This window comes from Thiorhodovibrio litoralis, from assembly GCF_033954455.1.
GTDB lineage: Bacteria > Pseudomonadota > Gammaproteobacteria > Chromatiales > Chromatiaceae > Thiorhodovibrio > Thiorhodovibrio litoralis.
On record NZ_CP121473.1, the window covers coordinates 4,802,754 to 4,825,145 of the forward strand.

Below are 22,392 nucleotides of genomic sequence, written 5' to 3' on the forward strand. Positions count from 1 at the left end.
GGACGAAAAGAATGCAAAACGCTGTCGTGCTCCTCAGCGGCGGTCTCGACTCCACCACGGCGCTCGCGATCGCCAAGGCCGAGGGCTTCTCAGCCCATGCCCTGTCCTTTCGCTACGGCCAGCGGCATGCCGTCGAGTTGGAGGCAGCACAACGGGTAGCTTCCGCACTGGGAGTCATCGAGCATGTTATCGCCGACATCGACCTGCGCCGCTTTGGGGGTTCGGCGCTGACCGCCGACATCTCCGTTCCCAAAGGCCGCCCCGCCGCGACCATGGCCGCGGGCATTCCGGTCACCTATGTCCCAGCGCGCAACACCGTGTTCCTCTCGTTCGCGTTGGCCTGGGCCGAGGTGCTCGAAGCCAGTGACATTTTCATCGGCGTCAATGCGCTCGACTACTCCGGCTATCCCGACTGTCGGCCCGAGTACATCGCCGCCTATGAGCGCATGGCCAACCTTGCGACCGCGGCTGGCGTCGAAGGACGGCAGCAGCTACGCATTCACACGCCCCTGATCGACCTGACCAAGGCCCAGATCATCCAGCGCGGTATTGCCTTGGGCATCGACTATGGCCTGACCAGCAGTTGTTACGATCCGGATGCTGACGGGCGTCCCTGCCGGCAGTGTGATTCCTGCCAACTGCGCGCGAAAGGCTTTGCCGAAGCCGGTCTCAGCGACCCGCTCCTGACTCGCCACGGACTCACTGAAGCCGCATGAACGAGACTCTCTACCACCTCGCTGCAGCACCCTTCGAAGCAGCCCTCAAGGTGAATATCCTGCCGCCCGGGCATCGCGCCCGCCGGCTGCATGGTCACAGCTTCACCGCCCGGGTGCGCGCCGCCCTGCCTGAGGATTGGAGCGCTGATCCAGGCGGCCGCGCCGAAGCACTGGTCCAAGCCCTGCGCAAGGCGGTCAAACCACTGGATTATCGCGACCTCAACACCGAGATTGAGATTCCGACCGACGAGAACCTGGCCCGCTATGTCCGCCGCTGCCTGGATGTTCCGGGTCTCGAGACGGTCGGCATCCAGAGCACCCGGGATCAGGGCGCCGACCTCGATGCGGACGAACAGGCTCACCTGTGGCATCGCTTTCGGTTCGAGGCGGCGCACCAATTGCCCAATGTCCCGGCTGGGCATCCTTGCGGGCGCATGCACGGGCATGGGTTCGAGGTCATCCTACATGCCATGCAGGACGTGCACGGTCAGGACATGGGAATCGACTTCGACGCCCTTGCCGCGCTTTGGGCTCCTTGCCAAGAGCAGCTGCATTACGCCTGCCTGAACGATCTGCCGGGGCTGGAAAATCCGACCAGCGAGTTGATCGCCCAGTGGCTTTGGCAGCGGCTGAAACCGGACCTGCCGACGCTATCCTGGGTGACCGTCTACGAGACCGCGACCGCCGGCTGCCATTTCGATGGCACCCACTATCGCATCTGGAAGGAACTGCGCTTCGAAAGCGCCTTGCAGCTGCGCCATGCGCCCAACGGCGATCCGAGACGCCGCTTGCATGGTCACAGTTACCTGCTGCGTCTGCACCTCAGCGCACCATTGGATGAGGTGCTGGGCTGGACGGTCGACTACGGAGACGTCAAGGCGCTGTTCAAGCCGGTCTATGAGCAGCTCGATCACCATCGCCTGGATACCCTGCCAGGACTGGCTGATGCCGATCCAGGGAATCTAGTCCATTGGATTCGCGCCCAGGCCGGCGAACGATTGCCCCAACTCGATCGCATCGATCTGCATCACACGCCCGGCTGCGGCGCAAGCCTGTGCTGGGGGCCGCTCGGTCCGGCCTTGCCCTCGTGAGCTACAGCGTCCACGAGATTTTCCATACCCTGCAGGGCGAGGGGGCGCAGAGCGGACGGGCAGCAGTGTTCTGCCGCTTCGCCGGCTGTAACCTTTGGTCCGGTCGTGAAGTGGATCGCCGCACCGCGGTCTGCCGCTTCTGCGACACGGAATTCCGCGGCACCGTGGGACCCAACGGCGGGCGATTTGATGACGCCAACAGCCTGGCCGAGCGCATCGGCTCCTTCTGGCCGCAGGATGCCGATTCGGCACACCGCTTCGTCGTCTGCACCGGCGGCGAACCCCTGCTGCAACTCGACGCCCCCTTGATCGACGCATTGCATGCACAGGGCTTCGCGGTAGCGGTGGAGACCAATGGCACCCAGCCCGCACCAGCCGGGATCGACTGGCTGTGCGTCAGCCCGAAATCGACTGCGCTGCTCGAGCTAACAACCGGGAATGAGCTGAAACTGGTTTTTCCTCAGCCGGACGCCCCGCCCGAGCGGTTCGCAGACCTCGACTTCGAGCACTTCTTCCTGCAACCGATGGACGGGCCGGAGCGAGAGGCCAACACCGTGCAGGCCATTGCCTATTGCAAGGCCCATCCCCGCTGGCGTCTCAGTCTGCAAACGCATAAATGGTTGGGGATTCCTTGAACCGGGAGCCGGGGAACCACCTGCCCCAGATTCCCATGCGTAATACCGAGGCCAGGACGCATTGGTCGCGATTGAGACAGCGGACACGAGCGACGGGCAACGGCCAAGAAAGGCGGTCAACCGGATTGGAGACCGCCGAATTCTGCGAATGCATTCTACGAAATGTTCCTGGGGGCTCCGCCAGGCAACCTGACCGAGACCAGCAGACCACCCAACGCGGCGCGCCCAAACCCGAGCGTGCCGCCATAGGCCTCCACCACGTCGGACACGATGGCCAGCCCGAGCCCGGTGCCAGCCTGGCGTTCGTGGAGTCGCGGGCCGCGCTCGCCGAGTCGCGACCAGTGCGCGGGCGCAACACCGGGGCCGTCGTCCGCGATCTGAATCACGACCTGTGTGTCCGCTGAAGTCGATACCTTGATATCGCCCCCTTCGCCGGCCCATTTCGCGGGGTTCTCCAGCAGATTGCCGGGCAGTTCGAGCAGATCCCCGGCCAACGCCGGATGGCCGGCCTGACGCAAGCGCGCCGGAGCAACGCCCGCGACAGTTGTCAAGCCAGTCAGCTGCTAACTGTTGATCAGGCAAGCGGTGCACGATACTCTCCGATCACATGCCCGGTTAGGCTCCAAGTCGAGGTGCTTACTTTGAATGTCCTGCCCGCTACCCATCGCCGTCAAATCCATGATTGGTCGGTTCTCAGCATGAAAGCCCTCTTACCCCTCCTGACCGCCCTATTGATTGCAGCAATGCTTTCTAGCGCAGCGGCATCAGAATCTTCATCCAAGGGACAGACGATCCTGATCATGGACTCGTCCGGCTCGATGTGGGGCAGGATTGGCAACCGCACCAAGATCGAGATTGCCCGCGAAACTGCAGCCGAGCTCGTCAGAAACCGCCCTGCCGAGATCGAAATGGGCTTCATGGCCTATGGCCACCGCCGCAAGGGTGACTGCGACGACATTGAACTGATGGTCCCGCCCAGCAGCGAGACCACGGGTGGACTCCTCGTCGCAATTGAGCAAATGGTGCCGAAGGGCAGCACTCCGATCTACAAGTCAGTGATGCAGGCCGCTGAATCACTTCATTACACCGAGCAGCCTGCCTCGGTGATCCTCGTCAGCGACGGTATCGAGACTTGCGACGGGGACCTCGCCGCCCTTGGCAAGCTGCTCGCCGAGCAGGGTATCGACTTCAAGACCCATATCATCGGCTTCGCCATGAAGGATGCCGATACCGTCCAGCTCAGAGAACTCGCCACCGCGACGGGAGGTACCTACGCCGATGCCGGCGACGCCGCCTCGCTTGCCAGCGCGCTCCGAGCCGCCGTGACCGTCGCGGTCAAGTCACCGACCACGCTCACCCTGGTTCCGATCGGAGATGACGGGAAATCGGTGCTGCGCAGCGGCGTTTCCTTCGCGCTCTACAACGACAAGGCCGATGAGACACCGGTCGCTACCGGCACCGGCGGCCAGTTCGACACCGAGCTCGAGCCGGGCAGCTACCTCGCCACTGCTACTTTCGGCGGACGCACCCTCGAGGCGCCAATTACCGCCGCGGAAGGCCGCACCACCAACCACAGGTTCACCTTCACCGCCCCGGTGCTGACCCTCCAAGCAGTCCTCGAGGAAGGCGGCGAGCCACTCACCGATGGCGTCAGCTGGGGTGTCTTCGGCCCGCCAAACGCCGAGGGCAAGCGCCAGCAGGTCGCCTTCTCCTATGACGCCACCGCCAAGCTCCGCATCGGCCCCGGCGACTACCAAATCGTCGCCCGCCGCGGCAGCGCGCAGGTGTCCAAGGACATCAGCTTTGGCGAGGAGCCATTGACTGTATCAATGGTCTTTGGGGCCGGCACCCTGACCGCCACCGCGGCGCTTAGCAAGGACGCTGAGGCGATCTCAAGCGGGCTCTCATGGGGTGTCTTGGGCGACCCTGACAACGAGGGTAAGCGCCCCCAGATCGCTTTCTCCTATGATGCCCAGCCAACCTGGACCCTGCCTGCCGGCTCGTATCTCCTGAAAGTCAACAAGGGAAGCTCGTCGGTCGGCGAGCAGGTCGAGATCACCGCGGGCGAGCAGACCCGCCACCAGATCATCATGGGCAGCGGTACCGTCGTCGCCAACGCGATCATGAGCGCCGGCATCGAGCCGGTCACCGGCAGCGGACTCTCCTGGGGCGTCTTTGGTGAGCCCGATGCTGAAGGTAAACGCCCACAGGTCGCCTTCTCTTACGACGCCGCGCCGCGCTTCACCCTGCTCGCCGGCGACTACAGCGTGAAGGTCACTCGCGACAGCGCGACCGCCAGCCAGGACGTCTCGGTCGCCCCCGGAGAAACGCAGGACCTCACCCTCAACCTCAACGCTGCCATCCTTGAGGGCTCGATCGTGATGACAGAGGGCGGCGAGGTATTCAACGGCAACGGACTGAGCTGGGGGGTTTTCGGACCGCCGAACGCCGAGGGCAAACGCCCCCAGGTTGCCTACTCCTACAATGCCCAGCCCCGCTTTTCCCTGCCGGTCGGCCGCTATCTCCTGCGCGTGACGCGCGGCAATGCCAGTGTCGATCAAGACATCGTGGTGGAAGCGGGGAAGTTCAACAGCGTTGTCATCAACATGAACGCCGGCCTGATCAAGGTCACCCTGGTCGACAGCAAAGGCACGCCGATCGCCAGCAAGCCAAGCTGGAGCGTGTTAGGGCCTCCGGACGCCGAGGGTAAACGCCAGCAAATCGGTTATTCATATGACAAGGAGCCGACTTTCGTCCTGCCTGCTGGCAAGTGGATGATTCGAGCGCGGTTCGACGGCAAGTCGGTCGAGGCCGAAGTCGAGGTCACTCCTGGCCGCCTCACTGAGTTCACGCTTAAGGCCGAGCAGTGAAGAAGTAGCCGCGGCCGCCGCACAAGAACCGGCCCATGACGGCAATCCCAGCGCTGGACCGTAATCTGCCTCAAGCGCTGCTCCGCGCCTGTTTTCGGTCGACCGAGATGGTCACTCACACCCAGGGCATCGTGAATGGCTCGCATCCTAGCGAGCTTGCAGATGCTCAAGCACCCGCTTTGCCAGTGTCTTGGCATTGGTCAGCTGGTCGGCCTCGGCGGTGGCGCTGGCAGAGAGGATGAAATGGTATGGTCCCTGGAAGACCGCCAACTGGCCGATAGAGGTGCCGAAATCCTGCCATCCGGCGCGCTCCCCAATACCTTCGACTGGCGCCAAGGCGCCTTTGCTCCCCAGCTCGGCAATCAGCCCTGCCTCATAGTCGGCATAGGCCTGCGGAGCCCCCTCTGAACCATGGTGGGGCCTGAGCAAAAGACCCGCCGAACGGGTTTGGCTCCCAGCCTCTTCGCTGTAGTTGCACGTGGCGACCCAGAAATCGCCTTTCCCACTGCTGCGTGTCTGTGGCTCGCCTACCGCGGTCCCGAGAACTGTCTCCACGTCCGCTTCGGTCAGCAGGGTGCAGGCGTCGATTGCGCCAGCGGAGGCCACTGCGGCTGTCTTGTCGCCGCAACCGGCAGCGAGCAGGCAGGTTGCGACGATCAAGGTCGCCAGCGACAGTCCGCCGAAAGATGGGTGGGGGTACGAATGCTGGCGTGTCGCCATGGTTGCGCTACTTAGGGCATTGTTGTCCTGGGAAAGGTATATCGTACAGCGATCCGGGGAGCTAGAGACAACGCACCGAAAATCGGGGCTGGGGATCATTCTCGCGCTCACGCTGGGGCTGATGGTCCCGCTCGGCATGGTCAGCCAACTCATTCATGAACGCGCCGCGCGCCAAGATGCCGTGGTCAATGAAATCGCCGCCAGTTCCGCCGGGGCGCAGCGGCTGATCGGCCCCATTCTGGTTTTGCCCTACCAGGAGGAGTACGCAGAGGACTACTGGGAGAAGGAAACCATCGACGGCGAGCTCAAGCGCGTGCGCCGCACCCGGCAGGTTCGCCTTCGCGCATTCACTGGAGCCAACCCTATCTGAGTCTTGGCCTGTCCGACACCCTACTGCTCGCCGTGCTCTTCGCCGCACTCCATGGGCTACTGATGTCAGAGGAAGCCGCGATCTTGATGGGCTCACTGCTGATGTTTGGCCTGGTGACACTGACCATGGTCCTGACCCGTCGGCTTGACTGGTATGCGCTGGAGAAAGGCGTCGCTTGAGCCAGGGTAGGGCGATGTGACAGGGATGTCGGTTCCAGGTCACGCGGCCTTGGAGCTGAATGATAGAAAAACAAGCTGAAAGTGTTGAGTCGTCTATACTATGGTGACGTGCATGTGAACACCAAAGCATTAGACGCTGCTTTAGACCTTAGCGAGCCGCACCTCCTGCTCAAAGGTTGCCGCAGGCCACCCGGCGCCGTGCACCGGAGCAAGAACGACGCCAGAACGGTGAGTTGCCGGTCTAGTTCCCGTGACTGGTTATAGATTTGTCTCCTGGATGCTGTTTTGGGCACTTCGGTGCGCGAAAACCATTTGATCGACGTGGCGGCGGAGCGGCGTGTTATGCCCTAAAAGGATGTGTGTGATCTCTGAAATTGAAAGTGCGTTGACCGAGGGCTTTGAGCGTGATCTGTTTGCTGCGTCTCAGAGAAATCTTGATGATAAATCCAATCCTTTGCGGTTGAATAATTATTCATACGCAATGCGTGAACTTACGAGACATATTCTTCATCGATTGGCGCCTGATGAAAATGTACTTAAATGTAATTGGTATAAAAATGAAACTGATAAGGACAATGGAATAACAAGAAAACAAAGAGCATATTATGCTGCTCAGGGTGGGCTAGATAGCGCATATGTGCAACACACTCTTGGCTTGGAAGTAGATGATATACACAAGGATCTTGTGGAAGCGATAAACAAATTGAGTCAGGTCACACATATCGAACCCAAGGTGTTCGGTTTGCCTGACGCCGATATTGATGCGTTGGTTCATGAGACTACAGAAGCGGTCCATGGGTTTATCGTAACTATCAATGATTGCAGAAGGCTGATTATTGATAGTTTATGGGAGCAAATTGACTCGGCTGTTATTGATGAAACTCTCAGAGAAACTATTCTATCTTTAGATGAACTTGCCACTCATCACTTCATTGATGAAGTCTATACCGACAAAGTTGAAATATATCAAATTGATCATGAACTCATCATGTTTCGTGCGGAAGGTTCGATTGGGTGTGAACTACAGTGGGGTTCTAACTCGGATTTGAGGCGAGGCGATGGCGCTATTCTTCCGCAGTCTTTCCCTTTTGAATGTGAATTGGTTAGCCCCGTTTTTAGTCCTGAATCTGTTGAATCAGTCAAGGGTACGCTAGGAGTCGATACTAGTTCTTGGTATGAAGGTCGATATGAAGAATAGGCATAACAAGGCAATTTCACACGGACGCTTCGCTGTCGCTCAGCGCCGGTGAATTGCGTCGTTAGGCTTTTCAGGAGCATGTATGAGTAACGATCAGGAAATCGTTGATCCCCAAAACGATGGCGATGTCGTCGTCGAATCCAAGGACGGCGATCAGCAGCGAATTTCGTTTCAGGTGATGCAGTCGATCTATAACGAGATCACCGGCAAAACTGAAGAAATCGCGAAGATGTACACTCGGCCATTCCATATCACAATAGCCGATCTTGAACAGCTGAACGCAAAAATTCTTCAGCTTTACGAGCAGTACAGTATCGCTTCGGCAAATTGCAACGTTCACGTTTATTACGCAGAAGATACGAGGGAGCGCTTCAGTTCATTCGAACGATTTCGAGCATACGATCAATCTCGCCTTGAGCCTATGCAGAGTCTCTCTCTTGAGTACAATTTTTTGGTGGTTCTTCCGAAGCTCAAGAAGCCGCAGTCTTACAAGGTTGAAATCAACCTTGAATCAAGGGTTAGTACCTATTCCGATAGAAAGAATCAATTACCCATGGCTCTTTGGAGGCTAATCGGTCACCGTACTGCCACCGTGTCTGTCGAGTATATTGATTACGTGGTAGCCAGGACTTTTCTCGACGTAACTGATCGCTGGATAAAAGGAGTTCCAGCTCAAGAAACCCCCAAGGCACTCAAGGTCGCATTGAAGCATGCGGATAAAGCGCAGCATGTTCTCAAGTACCTCTTTTTTGCCCTCTCGGTTTATCTGCTGCTGAGCATCAGTAGCCACTATCTCCTTACCAGCTCTGCGCCGTATAACGCGACGGCGCGTTTCTTGGTGCTTGGTTTCGCTGTCGTTTTTTTCAGTTATCGAATCGGCCTATGGTTCGGCAGAATGATTGAAAATGCTGCCAGCAGCTATATGGAGCTTTCGTACTTGAAGCTCAATCGTGGAGACGAGAAGCTAATCACGAAGGCTCAGCGAAACAACGTGAAGAGCTTTTTCAAAGCGGTAGTTGGTGGAGTATTGGCAGTCTCATATGGCGTGATCGCTACGTTCGTCGCCAACTATCTGTCAGCAACCTAACAAGTTGATAAACGCGGACGCCATACTCTCCACGCCTTTTTGTGCATTCCGCTGCGCTCCATTGTTGCACAAGAAAGCGCTCCGAGTATGTCATCTGTTATCATGGCGTTGGGTCAATAGAGTCCGGCATAAAATATGCATCACTAACTTGTATCCGCCAGAAGAGACACATGAATCAAAGGAACCAGGGTGGAATTATTTTAAAAGAACCAGGGTGGAATTATTTTCCAGGCAAGTCATTAACGCAGAATCAATGGCCTAACGATGGCCTCCAGTCCGACCACTCACTACGCTCGCGCCAGCTGATGCTGGCGTTTGGCCACAAAAATACTATCATGAGAACATTTGAAGAAATTAAGATAGAAATCGAAGCCCTTCCGCATCCTGAATATATGAAACTGATGCACTGGTTATCTGAGCATGATTGGGAAATGTGGGATGAGGAAATTGAAAAAGATTCTGCTGCCGGAAAATTAGATTTTCTAATAAATGAAGCATTGGAAGAAAAAGCGAAAGGAATGCTTAGTCAAATTTAATGCACAAAACCACCACGCGATTTTGGGCTTGCTTATATGCCTTGCCAGAACAAGTGCAGAAACTCGCGCGAAAGAATTATGAATTACTGAAAGAGAACCCACGCCATCCATCTTTGCGTTTCAAGAAAGTCGGCAAGTTGTGGTCGGCGCGAGTTGGCAGTAATCACCGTGCGCTTGCGATGGAAGATGATGACGGGTATGTGTGGGAATAAAAGAAACTATGTAGGCCATCCAAGTCTAAGCCTCGACATTAACCCCGAGCCACGAGGAGACCGAACATGACCACTGCCGCTGTCCAAACGCCGAAGACCACCCTCTATCTGGCCCTTGAGCTGAGCAACAAAACCTGGAAGCTGGGCTTCAGCAACGGCGAGAAGATCCGCATCAAGACCATCGAAGCGCGCGATCTTCCCGCCTTGCACGAGCAGATCGAGATCGCCAAGGGGAAGCTTGGACTCAGCGCGGATTGTGTCATTGAAAGCGTTTACGAAGCCGGCCGGGATGGATTCTGGATTCATCGTACATTGGAATCCTGGGGGATTCACAGCCGCGTGGTCGACTCGGCCAGCATTCAGGTCAACCGCAAGAAGCGGCGCGTGAAGACCGACCGGGTCGACGTCGAAGCGCTGCTGGTGCAGCTCATGCGGTATCTTGGCGGAGAGAAAAAAGCCCTCGCGGTGGTGAACGTCCCCAGTGCCGGGGCCGAGGATCGGATGCGGCTGAACCGCGAGCGCGAGCGACTGATCCGCGAACGTGGCGCCCACAGCTCCCGAATCAAATCGCTCTTCATCGCCCAGGGTCTCGTCATCGAGCGTCTCAACGACACCGTCATCGATACTCTCGATCACTTGTGCACCGCCACCGGCGAGCCCCTTGGCGCCGACCTCAAAGAAGAGATCCGCCGCGAATACCAGCGCTATTGCTTGGCTGATGAGCAAATCCGCGCCATCGAGCAAGAACAAAAGCGCCGCGTCGAGCAAGCCACCGACGTCTCCCACCAGCAAGTCGCACGCATGCTCGAGCTCAAAGGCATCGGCTGGGTTTCGAGCTGGATCTTGGTCATGGAATTCTTCAGCTGGCGCGGCTTTCGCAATCGCCAGCAGCTGGCCGCCTGTGCCGGGCTCACCCCCACGCCCTATGCGAGCGGTGATGATCAGCGCGACCAAGGCATCAGCAAGGCCGGCAACCGGCGCATCCGCGCGCTCATGGTTGAACTGTCCTGGCTGTGGTTGCGCTATCAGCCTGACAGCGCCCTGAGCCGCTGGTACCGCGAGCGCTTTGCCACCGGCGGCAAACGCATGCGTCGCATCGGCATCGTCGCCCTGGCGCGCAAGCTGCTCATCGCCTTGTGGCGCTATCTCGAACAGGGCGAGATCCCAGACGGCGCGGTGCTCAAAGCCGGCTAAGGCCCGCCGCCCGCGGAAGACATCCAGTTACCCCCAACGGCCAAGCACAGCGCCAACGCCCGAGGAGAGAGCAACGCGACGGATCACGGTCAAGGTTGTCGAAAGCGCCCGACTGGAACCTGGGCTGACCCCTGGTCATGCCGTTTTAAAAGAAGGGGCGCTTTCCTTTTTAATCGGTTTCAGCGGCGAACATCGCATGCAATTTCAGGTGACCGGGCTTCCCGGCACGGATAGAAGGTGGAGCGGATTCGCACAGAATCCGTCGGCTTTCAAACCGAGACAACCCATGGCTGTCACAACGCTCGCCATGCCCATGACACCGAGCAAAACGCGCTGACTAAACGGCCGCCATCGCCAAGGAGATCCAATGCATCTGTGACGATTCAAGGTGAGTGATCACGCGATTTGCAAGCCTCTGAACAGCGCCCGACGGCCTTGCCATGCGCGAGCGTTTCGATGAACCACGCCCGCCCCTTCGGGGAGAGAGAAGCGCGGCGGATCGGCCGATTTGCGCGCTCATGCAATGCGGGAACGACTGTAACGTTCTGATTTGCTAGACGGTACTGAATCGGACAAGGCTTTCAAAAGGGCTTGACAGAGCACGCCTCATAGAAGGTACCAGGGTCGATTTAATTCATCGCCTGGCGCGTGCTGTATCTGACCATGCTCGGGCGTGAATGCCCCGAGATGTCCTGCGATGCCGTTTTTGGCGATGAGGAGTGGCGCGCCGTTTATCTGGTTACTCAGCGCAAGCCGCCACCCGAGCAGCTGCCATCGCTCGATACCATGGTGCGTATGGTCGCCAGCCTGGGTGGCTTCCTCAACCGGAAAAGAGAGATGGCTTCCCGGGGCCGAAAACGCTCTGGATCGGTCTACAAAGGGTTCCGGATTTTGTGCTCGCCATGGAGGCCCAGCGCAGTGTCGGGGCGACTTATGGGTAGTGCTATGGGTCTAGAAAGCCACGATTGCGCACGTCAGTCCTCGGCCATTCGTCGCCCGAGCTGCCGCTGCAACGACTCATGTCCGGCCGTCCGGCTCGACAGATCTAGGCGCTGATGTTTTGCCTCGGTGCAGTCGGGGTCAATCATGATCGGCTGCGTATGCGCTTGTCCAAAGCCGGCCTCCAGCGGCACCCACCAACACTGGCCCGCGATGAGTTCCATGGAGCCGGCGCTGTCTCGCGAGAGTATCTCAGGCCTCGAATCGTTCTTTTCGTGCTCGGCAAAGCGTGCTTGAACCGCGGCCTCGCGCCTCGTTGGTTCCCGCGGTAGAGCGGTCTCGCTATGGAAAGAAACATGGCCGCCCTGGCGCATTCTGGCTTCCTTGGCAGCCAGTTCCCTGAGAACGGCGCGAGTGTCGCGAAGAATCTGATCGAGCCTGGGCGTCGCTGGGTCCGCATCGACCGGCGTTTCGGACTCCCGCGGTGCCGGTTGGGCTGGCCTCGCAAGCTCGACGGGCTTCACAGCATCGCCGCTAGCTAGCACGCTGGATACGACGTCACTCATTGGCGCGCGAGCCGGCGCACGCGCCGCCAAGGCTGAAGCACGCGCGGGCACAGGGTCCTTGGCAACTCGGGCGGCGGCAACGACCGACGGGACCGGCTCCGGCAAGATGTATTGCAAGATCTGCAGTTCCCTCTGCGTTGGCAGCGGGGCAGGGACCTCGGCGCCGTGCCAGTCTCTGAGTAGCGAGAACAACACGACATGCAAGACAACTGACAAACCGATAGCAACGACCCAGCGCCAAGAGTCGCCCCGCGTGGCTTCGAGCGGCCTCGGCTGCAGAGTTCGTAAGAGTGGCCAGTCGCGCTCGCAGCAACGCCAAACCTTGCACGCAGAAGAATGCGCCTTGGCGCGATCAGACACTTTGGTCTGTGACCCTCGCAGACTGCATTGGCATCAAGCCCCCCGACCGAGCGCCTGTCATGCCTCTACGTCCAAACAGTAAGTGACATCACTGTCCCAGCAATGCGCAACCTGTTGGTCAAACCGCTCCTTACGCGCGCCGCGTCGGATCGCATATCGGGGACTAGCATGGGTGCAGCCGCTCCCGCAGGGCGTCGCTGATGTCGGCGTCGATCAGCTCAAAGGCATCCACCTGGCGAGTCAGTGGCACGTAGCTCTGGGTAGACGGGGTGTTCAACCAAGTACTAAACGGCAGCGTCGTTGGCGCCTGGCCGAGGGTACAGCCACCGACGAGCTCAATGTTGAGGCTGCCGGTCCCCTCGACCCCCTGCTGGCGGGCCGCGCGAATAGCGTTCTGGGCGGCCGCGAAGCGGGCCGCATCCTCTGGTAATAGGGTTGCGAGGTACAGGATTTCCTGCGGCCCATTCGCTGTGATGATGCCGGTCTCATCGGCCGTGAGCTGCAACGGCACCGCCTCCTTGATGAGCACTGGCGATCCAGCTGCGTTTCCCTGGAACGCGATGCGCAACACCACATCGCCGGACGCGAGACGCACCGAGTTCGGCACGCCGACCGCCATGTCGATCTGATCCGGCGGAGTTCCCAGCGGATCGAGCCGGCTGGCAGCGATGAGGCCGGATGGCGAGAGCGAGGTGCAGGCGCAGAGACCAATCAGGCTTGCGCACAGCAAGAGGTTCGGGATTCGGTGCATCTTGGCAGGACCTCATGTGTTATGTTTAGAATATATTGTTTAATATAAAACAATAATTCTGAAAGAGGAAGCTTCATGACCATCGATCTTCAGGCGGTGCTTCGCCCAGCGCAGAGGTTCGCCATGCTGTTCAACGTTGCCCTGTACGCCAGCGCGGGGGTTGCGCTCTTCCTCGTTGCCGCGCTCATGCTTGCACCCGTCGCGACGGGCCAGACCTTGGCCGGCTTCGTCGGCTATCCCAACGCGGCGATGTCGCGCGGCCAAAGCTTCATCCTCTCGACATTAGTGCTGTTACAGATAGGCCTCTGGGCCGGTTCTTTTTTGGCCGGCCGGCGTCTGTGCTGGCATCTCTGCGCGGGCTCAGTGCGAGAGGCAGGCCAGGCCTCTGAGCGCCTCGCCTGTTGGCTCTGGGGGCTTCTGCTGTGGTCTCTGGCAGGACAGGCAGCCGCATCCGCAGTGGCCACCTGGCATCTGGCGCAAGGCGAACGGACCGTTGCTGTGGCCTTTGATGGTGAGCAGGTCTCGATGGCCTTAGCCGCGCTAATGGCGGTGTTTCTCGCGCGAGCCTTCTCGGTTGGGGCTGAGCTTTGGCGCGATCATCAGGCGATCGTCTGACATGCCGATCATCGTTCGGCTCGATGTGATGTTGGCAAAGCGAAAGATGACTTCGCGGGAACTGGCGACCCGCATCGGGCTCTCTGAGCCGAATCTTTCCCTCCTCAAATCCGGGAAGGTGCGTGGCGTCCGTTTCAATACACTCGAGGCAATCTGCGAGGAATTGAACTGCCAGCCTGGCGACCTGCTGGAATTTCAGCGCGTTAAGGAGATGGACCTGGATTGATGACGGTGAGCTGAGGCCCGCACAGGCCGCAAGGGGGCGGCTTGTAATGGCGGCTTGTCCGAGCACCACGACATCAATCCAGTCGCAATCAAACGATAGAGTAGAGAGCAGGTTGCCAACACTTTGGTCGCGGCTTATCCGTTGGCCGCCCCTTTCGTCTGGCGGTGCCTAAATAGCCGAGGCATGGCGTTGACAACCAGCCCTCCCTCATCAAACCGTGCATGCGATTTTCCCGCACACGCTGGCGTTGGTGGCCTCTCTCCACCCCCGCTACGGATCTCCAACACTGGACAGATAAGTCTTCAAGAACATGCCGCCCCTGCTACCCCGAGAGACGATGACCACCACTTCCGTTCTTCGAGTGGCCACCCAACGGCCTTCCCCATCTGGCCACAGGGTCGGCGTCTCCAACCTTTGTTCACGAGGCTACATCTAGGTTCACTTGCGTTACGGCCTGCTCTCTTGCTGTGTGGAAACTTACGACCCCTTGTTACCAAGACGCCGCTTCCTCATGCTACCGAGGCGTACGGACAACTCCCCGGACGGGACCATAACCCGCTAGACTTACTGTTGTTACTGCGAACGGCCAGGGTCGATTTAATTCTCAGGAATTGAATCAAAACCGACGAAACCGCCTAACGAACGGTTCAGATCGTCGCTCGCTTCGCTCAGACGATCTAACCTTATTCGCTAGGCCAGGGCCGTTCTCGGGAGGCGGTTCAGCTGTGCATGGCGTTATGTATAGAAAATGAATTAATTTCAATCAATATAGTGATAATGATGAGTATTAAAAATGGATCGTGTCTTTGCGGAGAAATACATTTTGAAGTGGAAGGTGACTTTGAGAGCTTTTTCCTTTGTCATTGTAGCCGGTGTCGCAAAGATACTGGTTCATCACATGCGGCCAATTTATTTTCCTCATCAGCAAAACTGAGATGGCTAACAGGGCAAGATAAAGTAAAGGTCTTCACTCTTCCATCAACCTTGCACACAAAGTCATTTTGTTCTGTTTGTGGTTCAGCGCTCCCGAATCTTCAAATGGAAGGGGATCTATTGGTTGTGCCTGCTGGAAGTCTTGATAGTGAATTATTCTTTAAACCAAATGCCCATATAAATATTTCAAGCAAAGCGGAATGGGATCAAGATCTTGAGACATTGCCAAAAATTGATAACGATCCGGTAAACGCATAACGAACATTTGAACACAACGTTTTTCGTGGCTTCTGCGTCGCTCTCAGAAATGCAAGCCAAATGGGCGTTATGCCCATCGCAAAAAGGTTTCTGGTTTTGGGCCGGGTGCCCGGCTCAAAACTTGGCCGAACTCACATGTGGTTTACTGTCACAACAGGCTTCATCCGCCAGGCAACCTGACCCAGACCAGCAGACCACCCAGCTCTGCGCGCCCGAAGCCGAGCGTGCCGCCATAGGCCTCCACCACGTCGCGCACGATGGCCAGCCCGAGCCCCGTGCCCGCCTGACGCTCGTCGAGTCGCAGGCCGCGCTCGCCGAGTCGCGACCAGTGCGTGGGCGCAACGCCAGGGCCGTCGTCCGCAATCTGAATCTCGACCTGTCCATCCGCTGAGGTCGATACCTGGATATCGACCCGTTCATCGGCCCATTTCGCGGCGTTCTCAAGGAGATTGCCGAGCAGTTCGAGCAGATCCCCTGCCATCAGCGCCACCTCGACCCGATCCGGGGCCGTTATCCGCCAGTCGATCCGCTCGCCAGCGGGCGTGCGTCCCAGGGTGCGGAGCAGGCGCTCAAGATTCTCGACCACGTCGGTACGCGCGGCATGCGAGGGATGACCGGACCGCACGCGCGCGCGGATCAACTCGCGCTCGACGCGCCGACGGATGGTCAGGGCGAGTTGGTCCAGGTCCTCGGCCCGGGCCGGATGGCCGGCCTGACGCAAGCGCTCGGCAACGGCCGCCAAGACGCTCAGCGGCGTCTTGAGTCCGTGGGCGAGATCGGCGGTCCAAGCCCGCGCCCGCTCGACCGAGCCTTCGCGCGCTTCGAGCAGGGCGTTGAGCTCGGCGATCAGCGGTCGGACCTCATCGGGAGCCTTTGCCGCGAGCCGCGAGGCGCGGCCGTCACGGATGGCGCCGATCTCGCGGCGCAGGGCTTCCAGGGGCGCCAGCCCGGTCTGGACCTGGATCAGCGTGGCCAGGGTCAGCAAGAGCGCGATCAGCCCCAGATAGGGACGCATGTCGGCGGCGAAGTTGGCGCGGGCACGGATCAATTCGGCACGATCCTGCGCCAGGATCAGCCGCAGCTCGACCGGCGCGGGGTCCCCCTCGACCCGGATGCGCCGCTCGCGCACTAGGAGCGACTGTCCGTCCGGTCCCGGCAGACGATGGGCATGCACCTCGCCCGGGGTGAGTTCGTCCTCCGGCAGGGTGAGCACCTCATCCCACAGCGAGCGCGAACGCAGCACACCGGCCTGACCAGCGCGGTCGATCTGCCAATAGCGCCCACTCAAGGGCTGCGCAAAGGCTAGGCCGCGCAGTTGCTGGATCAGCCGGAGCGAACCATCGGGTGCGATCTCGACGGCGGCGGCGAGCTGATTGAGCTGCGTCTCCAATTCAGCGGCGAGATGACGCTCAACATGGCGCTCGAACAGATTCGCCAACCCGAGCCAGGCGATCAACAGCGCCACGGTGATCGAGATCAGCGCGCTGATCCAGAGTCTGGCGCGCAGCGAGCGGTGTTTCATGCGCGGGTGGACCCGGAGTTCAGCATCATGGAGCCTGCGAGGCGTCATCTGTCTCGATCAGATAGCCGAAACCGCGTCGGGTCTGGATCAGCCCGGCACCCAGCTTGCGCCTGACCCGCCCGACCAGCACCTCCACCGAGTTGGAGTCGCGCTCAAAATCCTGCGCATAGAGCTGCTCGGTCAACTCCTGTTGCGAGACGACGCGCCCGGCCTGCTGCATCAGATAGCTGACCAGACGGTATTCCTGCGGCGAGAGATGGATGGCTAGCCCATCGCGGGTCAAGGTCTGGCGTCGGGTATCCAGCCGAAAGGAACCATGCACGAGGACGGGCGCCGGCTGTCCGGCGGCGCGGCGGATCAGGGCCTGCACGCGCGCGAGCAGTTCTTCGAGCCGAAAGGGTTTGGGCAAATAGTCATCGGCACCGGCCTCGATGCCCTCAACGCGCTCGGTCCAGTCACCACGCGCGCTCAGAATCAACACCGGCAGCCGCTGACCGGCAGCGCGCCACTGACGCAGCACCGACAAGCCATCGAGCCCGGGCAGTCCGAGATCGAGGATGGCGGCGGCATAGGGTTCGGTGTCCCCCATGAACCAGGCATCGCGGCCGTCGCACGCGCGCTCGACCAGGAAGCCGGCGGCCGTCAGGCCGGCCGTCACCGTCTCGGCGACCTGATCGTCGTCTTCCACCAGGAGCAAGCGCATCAGTCGTCGTCCTCCAATTCCAGGATTTCACCATCGCGGGCGTCGATCTCGACCTCCAAGCGGCGCCCGTCTGGGGTCAGGATCTTGAGTTCGTAGAGCCAGACCCGCTGGCCGTCAAGCGTCTCGTCTTCGAGTTCAATGTCGATCACTTCGCCCGGGACCTGTTCACTAATGTGATGCAGGATCTCGGCGATCGGCAGGATCTCGCCGCGCAGACGAGCCGCGCGCGCGCGTTGGTGATCCTGCAGCTGCTCATACCTGGTGGTCCCGGCGTTATCTGCCTGATCGTCGTGATCGTCGGCGCCAGCCTGAAGAGGCAGCAGGCTCAGCAGACCAATGAGGATGAAGGGATGCATGATTGAGATTTGCGTCATGGTGTCCTGCGTTACGCATGGGCTCAATCCCTCCAGGGACCATGGCCCGGAATGTCGATCCAGCGTTCGTCATAGTTGCCTTCGGCGGCTTTTTGGTGGCAGGCGTTGCACTGGCTGAAGCTGTTGACCTCTGGGTTGCCTGTCACCAGGCGGGCCGGTATCTCGTCGTGCTCATCCTTGAACTCGGCGCTTTCGGTGATGCGCGGCAGACCACCAGAGGTCGCGCTCGGATTGCTGGCACCGCCTGGGATCATCTGCTGCGACACATGCGTGGCATTGGTCCCCAAGAAGGCGCTGATCTCGGCGCGCAGTTCCTCGGACAGGCTGGCATCATCACCGTAGTGATCGATCAGCGCATCCGGTGTCATGATCCTGGCCCAGGCCTGCGGCGGGAGCAGACCGGGCTGATAGGCCATGTGGCAGGAACCGCATTCCTCACTGTAGATGGCGTTGACGACCGGCGCCTGTCGCGACTCGAACCAGTCGTCTTTGCCGCGTTCATGGTCATCGTCATCATCATCGGCGAAAGCCAAGTGGGCGCTGCTCATGGCCAGTGTGGCGGTGACCAGGAGTGTCAGAACAGATTTGAATGTATAGGGGCTCATGGGTCGATCCTCCCGCTTATTGGGTCTTGATGTAGGCAATGAAATCGGCTTTTTCGTCGGCGGTGCACTCGCGCCCGATGGTCCAGCGACAGTTGCGCCGCAACCATTTCTCGATCTTGGCGGCATCGGTGAGGCGCTGCGGATTTACCGAGGGGGCCAAGGGTTCGATGACCTTACCGGTGTTGGCATGCTGTCCCGGTTGCGTCAGATCGCGACCATGACAGGTTGTGCAACTGCGCGGCTTGGAACCATCGGCCTGCGGGTATTCCTTGACCCAACCCGCTGCTCCAGCGGCTGGGTCGGCCGCCCAGGGGGTGGCAGGCAGGATCAGGGTACTTGCACTGAGCAGGGCTGTGGCGAGGTGTCGTTTCATTGGTCGGTTCTCCGTTGGCTTGACCGTCTGCCTGGCTCCGGTCGGGGCTTTCCGGTGGTCCTTGCAGACTGTGCCGATAGCCTACCGAGGGCACCCTGACAAAAGGCTGACAGCCGCGGTTAGCCTTCGGTCAGGTGCGCTTGGTTACTCTCGCTCTTCGTGAATCCCCCTGGCCAAGGCGCCGACACGCCTGAGCCGATCAACTAATCATCAAACCTGTTTGGAAGAACCGATAACATGTCGAACGAAAAGCCGAATAACACCGCCCCCCCTGCCAGTAGCCCCGGCCTCGAGACCCCTAAGCGGGTTCGCGTCTGGGATCCGCTGGTACGGATCTTTCATTGGTCACTGGTAGCCGGGTTTGCCACCGCCTTCATCGTCGAGGACGATCTGCTCAGCGTCCATGTCTGGGCGGGCTATCTGGTGCTTGTCCTGATCAGTGTGCGCCTGGTTTGGGGGCTGATCGGCACGCGCCACGCGCGTTTCAGCGACTTTGTGCGCAGCCCTGGCGCAGTGCTTGCGTATCTGCGTGATGTCACGCGCTTGCGGGCCCCGCGTTATCTGGGCCACAACCCGGCGGGTGGAGCCATGATTGTGCTGCTTCTGACCTGTGTCGCCGCCACCGGAATCAGCGGTCTGGCGCTCTATGGCGCCGAGGAATTCGCCGGTCCACTGGCCAATGTGATGCGTGGTTTGCCACCCTTCTTGGGCGATGTTCTGGAAGAGGCCCATGAGGTGTTGGCCAACCTCACGCTCGCTCTGATCCTGATCCATGTGGTTGGGGTGCTCGCCTCCAGTCTGCTGCATCGCGAGAATCTGATTGGCGGCATGATCAGCGGTTACAAGCGCGCAGAGAGTGAATGAATGCCTCTTGCAATACGCCGGAGCTGGAGAGTCGATACCATGCCTAAACGCCCTTCCATCCCCCTGTTTGCGCTGGCGGGCCTGTTGCTCGGCGCGGCCGGAACGGCCGTGATGGCCGCAGAGGGCGAGACTCGCGATTGGCGCGGTTGGTTGCGGATGTTCCCGAACATCGCGCCCGCCACCCAGCCGGCCTATCTTGAGGAATGCGGTTCCTGTCACCTGGCTTATCCGCCCGGAGTCCTGCCGGCGGACTCCTGGAAGCACATTCTGGCACCCGAGTCACTCGCCAATCACTACGGCGATGACGCTTGGCTGCCGGAGGATCTGGTCGCCGAGGTGCGGGATTATCTGATGGCTAATGGGGCCGACACATCAGCGCGAATCCGCGAGCGAGCCTTCGCCGTGCCGGGTGCGGCGCGATCTGACGCCAGTCTGCCGCGCATCACCGAGACGCCCTATTTCATCCGTAAGCACAATCAGGTCCCGGCGCGTCTGGTAACGGACAATCCCGAGGTTGGTAGCTTCAGTCAGTGCAATCGCTGTCACATCGGCACCGATAAGGGCGTTTTCGACGAGAGTCAGATTGATATTCCTGGTTTTGGGCCTTGGGAGCATTGAGCTTGCCCGTTGCGCCACTGCGAGAGCAGAGCGGCGAAAAGCTGGAGGGATGGTCAGGAATCGCTCCGGAGAAATCACGCCCAGCTGAAACCGCCGAGCCCCCTGAGCCGGAATGAGCAGCATTCGGTGCGATCACAACGCTGCGCATGGAAAGACGAAAGGCGTTCTCTTGACATCAGCGAGCAAAGAAATCGGACGGTGAGGCCTCCGTAAGCACAAAGGTGCGCCGAGGGATGGCACAGACCGAAGGAGCGGGCATCGATGACGGCGAGCCGCTAGTACCTCATTTCAGCTTAACTTGCGGATATAAGTGCTTCAACTTCACACGCGCTTTGTCGTTGGTGAATTGCCAGTCGACGCCGATTTGGGCCTCGTTGCGTTGTTCTGCCCAGGCGGCGGTTTCGCGGCGAAGCGTTTCGATATCGCCGATGCGGCGGTCTAGGCACTGCTTGGTCATGACACTGAGTTCGATTTCGGCAATGTCCAACCAGCTGCCGTGCTTTGGTGTGTAGTGGATTTCCAAGCGCTCGATCAACCGCCGCGCTTCCTCAGGTGGGAAGGCTTTGTACAGAGAGGCGGGCGTATGCGTATTGAGGTTGTCCCAGACGATAACGACTTTCTCGGCGTCGGGATAGTCCACGTCCAGCAATGTCTTGATTTCTTGGGCTAAATCGATCGCGGTTTTGGTTTCGCGCACACTGACTTTGCGCCATTGCCCCAAGGGTTCTGTGATCATGAAGTTCACCGCCGTACCGGCGCGCTCATATTCATAATCGTAGCGTTCGGGTTGGCCCGGTTGCATCGGCAGGGGCTGGCGTGTCTCGGCAATCAACTGGGTCGGTTGTTCATCAATGCAGACAACTGGCTTCTTGGGGTCGTAGGGGCGGCGGTAGACCTCCAGGACATCTTCCATTTGCGCCACAAAGGCGGCGTCTTCCCCGGGGGGAATCACCCAGCACTTGCGCCGATGCGGTTGGAGTGCGTTTTTTTTAGTGCGCGCATCACCGTGGGTGCCGAGATGCTCTCAACGACATCCAGTTCCACCAACTTCCCCGCGAGTAAATTCAACGTCCAGCGCGCGTATCCGGGAGGCGGCTCGCTACAGGCAATTTGCACCAACCGCGCCTGCTTTTCCCCATCGAGCAGGGGCTCGCAGCTCGGGTGCTCACGTTGCTTGCGTGAAAGCGCCGCTTCAAATCCTTGTTCGACGAACCGCTCGCGAATGCTGAAGACAGTGCGCGGCGCGCAACCGAACGCCTCAGCGGCTTGTGCATCGCTCCAATTCGCCCCTTCGGCATCGACCTTGAGCAATACATTCGCATGTTTGATCTTCTGCGCCGCCGCTTGCCCTTTGCTCACCAGGTCTTCCAACAAACCACGCTCTTCATCGCTGAGACGGACTACATATTTCTTTGTCATAGCGGTATCTCCTTCTGCAATGCTCTAAGAGATACCACTAGCGGCTTGTTTTCGCAACATAAGCCGAAATAAGGTACTAGTCAACGCGCGCGAGTATTACGCAGAACGACACCTATGCGAGCTGACACCACGAACCCAAGCTGAAATCCTGCACATCGTCTCTGAGGTCCGCTCTGGTATGGTAGATGCGGACCCTGCCGATTGTTGGCCCTGGAACCGACCGAGCCGGGCGGATGGGAACCCGAACCGTTACCCAGTAACGCCCTGGAAGGGGCACAGGGTAGTCCCTGACTGGCGGCAACTCCCGAGCAACGGCAACCAGACTAGACGGCAACGAAAAGCGGCCTAGCCCTCATCAGACTAAGCCGCTGTTTTATATGGTGCGCCCTGTGCGACTCGAACGCACGACCACCTGATTAAAAGTCAGATGCTCTACCAACTGAGCTAAGGGCGCATTT

General features: G+C 59.5%; 26 protein-coding genes and 1 tRNA gene. 16 read left to right on the forward strand and 11 right to left on the reverse strand.

From position 1 onward, the window contains the following. The first annotated feature begins 11 nt into the window (after positions 1–11). From queC to queE, 3 genes are read left to right on the forward strand one after another with little or no spacing between them, the layout of a single operon-like run. On the forward strand, positions 12–716 hold the full coding sequence (gene queC, locus Thiosp_RS21855; RefSeq protein ID WP_201068768.1) for a 7-cyano-7-deazaguanine synthase QueC: 705 nt from the start codon (positions 12–14) through the stop codon (positions 714–716). After that, complete coding sequence (locus tag Thiosp_RS21860; protein WP_201068767.1) at positions 713–1,807, forward strand: 6-carboxytetrahydropterin synthase; 1,095 nt, start codon at positions 713–715, stop codon at positions 1,805–1,807. Before queC ends, Thiosp_RS21860 begins: the two co-directional genes overlap by 4 nt. Continuing rightward, entirely contained in the window at positions 1,804–2,442 is a 639-nt protein-coding gene (gene queE, locus Thiosp_RS21865) for a 7-carboxy-7-deazaguanine synthase (protein ID WP_201068766.1), read from the forward strand. The genes Thiosp_RS21860 and queE overlap by 4 nt, the downstream gene beginning before the upstream one ends. Positions 2,443–2,597: 155 nt before the next feature. Here the strand turns inward: queE and Thiosp_RS21870 are convergent, their stop codons facing one another. Beyond that, complete coding sequence (locus Thiosp_RS21870; protein ID WP_242518909.1) at positions 2,598–2,993, reverse strand: ATP-binding protein; 396 nt, start codon at positions 2,991–2,993, stop codon at positions 2,598–2,600. Positions 2,994–3,083: 90 nt separating this feature from the next. Between Thiosp_RS21870 and Thiosp_RS21875 the strand changes: the two genes are divergently transcribed. After that, the gene (locus Thiosp_RS21875; protein WP_323696703.1) at positions 3,084–5,312 is read left to right on the forward strand and encodes a vWA domain-containing protein; all 2,229 of its coding nucleotides are present in this window, start codon (positions 3,084–3,086) and stop codon (positions 5,310–5,312) included. Between the two features lie 147 nt (positions 5,313–5,459). On the opposite strand, the gene Thiosp_RS21880 is transcribed toward Thiosp_RS21875, so the two are convergent. Then, entirely contained in the window at positions 5,460–6,032 is a 573-nt protein-coding gene (locus tag Thiosp_RS21880) for a hypothetical protein (protein ID WP_201068764.1), read from the reverse strand. On the opposite strand from Thiosp_RS21880, the gene Thiosp_RS21885 reads away from it, so the two are divergent. From Thiosp_RS21885 to Thiosp_RS21915, 7 genes are all read left to right on the forward strand, one after another. Beyond that, positions 6,031–6,402: an inner membrane CreD family protein gene (locus Thiosp_RS21885; protein WP_201068763.1), complete on the forward strand. Its 372-nt coding sequence runs from the start codon at positions 6,031–6,033 to the stop codon at positions 6,400–6,402. The two genes, Thiosp_RS21880 and Thiosp_RS21885, sit on opposite strands and share 2 nt — an antisense overlap. Before the next feature lie 62 nt (positions 6,403–6,464). Further along, positions 6,465–6,581 carry an inner membrane CreD family protein gene (locus Thiosp_RS21890; RefSeq protein WP_242518908.1) on the forward strand — a complete coding sequence of 39 codons (117 nt, stop codon included), beginning with the start codon at positions 6,465–6,467 and terminating at the stop codon, positions 6,579–6,581. A 361-nt stretch (positions 6,582–6,942) separates the two neighbouring features. Then, positions 6,943–7,779 carry a pPIWI-associating nuclease domain-containing protein gene (locus Thiosp_RS21895; RefSeq protein WP_201068761.1) on the forward strand — a complete coding sequence of 279 codons (837 nt, stop codon included), beginning with the start codon at positions 6,943–6,945 and terminating at the stop codon, positions 7,777–7,779. 82 nt (positions 7,780–7,861) lie between these two features. Continuing rightward, positions 7,862–8,866, forward strand: coding sequence for a hypothetical protein (locus Thiosp_RS21900; RefSeq protein WP_201068760.1), 1,005 nt, complete (start codon positions 7,862–7,864; stop codon positions 8,864–8,866). A gap of 170 nt (positions 8,867–9,036) precedes the next feature. Then, the gene (locus tag Thiosp_RS21905; RefSeq protein WP_242518903.1) at positions 9,037–9,402 is read left to right on the forward strand and encodes a hypothetical protein; all 366 of its coding nucleotides are present in this window, start codon (positions 9,037–9,039) and stop codon (positions 9,400–9,402) included. 278 nt (positions 9,403–9,680) lie between these two features. Continuing rightward, on the forward strand, positions 9,681–10,808 hold the full coding sequence (locus Thiosp_RS21910; RefSeq protein ID WP_201068759.1) for an IS110 family RNA-guided transposase: 1,128 nt from the start codon (positions 9,681–9,683) through the stop codon (positions 10,806–10,808). A 687-nt stretch (positions 10,809–11,495) separates the two neighbouring features. Then, complete coding sequence (locus Thiosp_RS21915; protein WP_242518789.1) at positions 11,496–11,864, forward strand: IS4 family transposase; 369 nt, start codon at positions 11,496–11,498, stop codon at positions 11,862–11,864. Here Thiosp_RS21915 and Thiosp_RS21920 read toward each other — a convergent pair. Beyond that, positions 11,783–12,313 carry a hypothetical protein gene (locus tag Thiosp_RS21920; protein WP_201068182.1) on the reverse strand — a complete coding sequence of 177 codons (531 nt, stop codon included), beginning with the start codon at positions 12,311–12,313 and terminating at the stop codon, positions 11,783–11,785. The two genes, Thiosp_RS21915 and Thiosp_RS21920, sit on opposite strands and share 82 nt — an antisense overlap. Positions 12,314–12,836: 523 nt before the next feature. Next, the gene (locus Thiosp_RS21925; RefSeq protein ID WP_201068181.1) at positions 12,837–13,424 is read right to left on the reverse strand and encodes a hypothetical protein; all 588 of its coding nucleotides are present in this window, start codon (positions 13,422–13,424) and stop codon (positions 12,837–12,839) included. Positions 13,425–13,499: 75 nt separating this feature from the next. On the opposite strand from Thiosp_RS21925, the gene Thiosp_RS21930 reads away from it, so the two are divergent. The 3 genes from Thiosp_RS21930 to Thiosp_RS21940 all read left to right on the forward strand — a co-directional run bounded on the left by Thiosp_RS21930 (position 13,500) and on the right by Thiosp_RS21940 (position 15,456). Further along, positions 13,500–14,039, forward strand: a complete 540-nt coding sequence (locus Thiosp_RS21930) for a hypothetical protein (RefSeq protein WP_201068180.1) — start codon at positions 13,500–13,502, stop codon at positions 14,037–14,039. Position 14,040: 1 nt separating this feature from the next. Continuing rightward, a complete protein-coding gene (locus tag Thiosp_RS21935) occupies positions 14,041–14,265 on the forward strand; it encodes a helix-turn-helix domain-containing protein (protein ID WP_201068179.1) in 225 nt (74 codons plus the stop codon). A 777-nt stretch (positions 14,266–15,042) separates the two neighbouring features. Next, positions 15,043–15,456 carry a GFA family protein gene (locus tag Thiosp_RS21940; RefSeq protein WP_323696705.1) on the forward strand — a complete coding sequence of 138 codons (414 nt, stop codon included), beginning with the start codon at positions 15,043–15,045 and terminating at the stop codon, positions 15,454–15,456. Between the two features lie 160 nt (positions 15,457–15,616). On the opposite strand, the gene Thiosp_RS21945 is transcribed toward Thiosp_RS21940, so the two are convergent. Genes Thiosp_RS21945 through Thiosp_RS21965 form a run of 5 tightly spaced genes read right to left on the reverse strand, consistent with a single transcriptional unit; the run spans position 15,617 to position 19,033 of the window. Further along, a complete protein-coding gene (locus Thiosp_RS21945; protein ID WP_201068178.1) occupies positions 15,617–16,978 on the reverse strand; it encodes a sensor histidine kinase in 1,362 nt (453 codons plus the stop codon). Positions 16,979–17,003: 25 nt separating this feature from the next. Beyond that, positions 17,004–17,681 (reverse strand): response regulator transcription factor, encoded by a 678-nt coding sequence (locus Thiosp_RS21950; protein ID WP_201068177.1) that lies wholly within the window; start codon positions 17,679–17,681, stop codon positions 17,004–17,006. Next, positions 17,681–18,055, reverse strand: a complete 375-nt coding sequence (locus tag Thiosp_RS21955) for a PepSY domain-containing protein (protein ID WP_201068176.1) — start codon at positions 18,053–18,055, stop codon at positions 17,681–17,683. The genes Thiosp_RS21950 and Thiosp_RS21955 overlap by 1 nt, the downstream gene beginning before the upstream one ends. A gap of 23 nt (positions 18,056–18,078) precedes the next feature. Then, positions 18,079–18,660: a cytochrome C gene (locus Thiosp_RS21960; RefSeq protein WP_201068175.1), complete on the reverse strand. Its 582-nt coding sequence runs from the start codon at positions 18,658–18,660 to the stop codon at positions 18,079–18,081. 16 nt (positions 18,661–18,676) lie between these two features. Beyond that, positions 18,677–19,033 carry a DUF1924 domain-containing protein gene (locus tag Thiosp_RS21965; RefSeq protein ID WP_201068174.1) on the reverse strand — a complete coding sequence of 119 codons (357 nt, stop codon included), beginning with the start codon at positions 19,031–19,033 and terminating at the stop codon, positions 18,677–18,679. A gap of 237 nt (positions 19,034–19,270) precedes the next feature. Here Thiosp_RS21965 and Thiosp_RS21970 point away from each other — a divergent pair, with 237 nt between their 5' ends. Further along, positions 19,271–19,897: a cytochrome b/b6 domain-containing protein gene (locus tag Thiosp_RS21970; protein ID WP_201068173.1), complete on the forward strand. Its 627-nt coding sequence runs from the start codon at positions 19,271–19,273 to the stop codon at positions 19,895–19,897. Between the two features lie 39 nt (positions 19,898–19,936). Beyond that, positions 19,937–20,515, forward strand: a complete 579-nt coding sequence (locus Thiosp_RS21975) for a diheme cytochrome c (RefSeq protein WP_201068172.1) — start codon at positions 19,937–19,939, stop codon at positions 20,513–20,515. Between the two features lie 283 nt (positions 20,516–20,798). On the opposite strand, the gene Thiosp_RS21980 is transcribed toward Thiosp_RS21975, so the two are convergent. Together Thiosp_RS21980 and Thiosp_RS21985 are read right to left on the reverse strand one after the other, a co-directional pair. After that, positions 20,799–21,934 (reverse strand): IS630 family transposase gene (locus Thiosp_RS21980; protein WP_323696471.1). Its coding sequence is split into 2 segments (ribosomal slippage): positions 20,799–21,508 and positions 21,508–21,934, totalling 1,137 coding nucleotides; the frame shifts between segments, so codons are not numbered across the junction. A 378-nt stretch (positions 21,935–22,312) separates the two neighbouring features. Further along, positions 22,313–22,388: transfer RNA gene (locus Thiosp_RS21985), tRNA-Lys, on the reverse strand. Between the last annotated feature and the right edge of the window lie 4 nt (positions 22,389–22,392).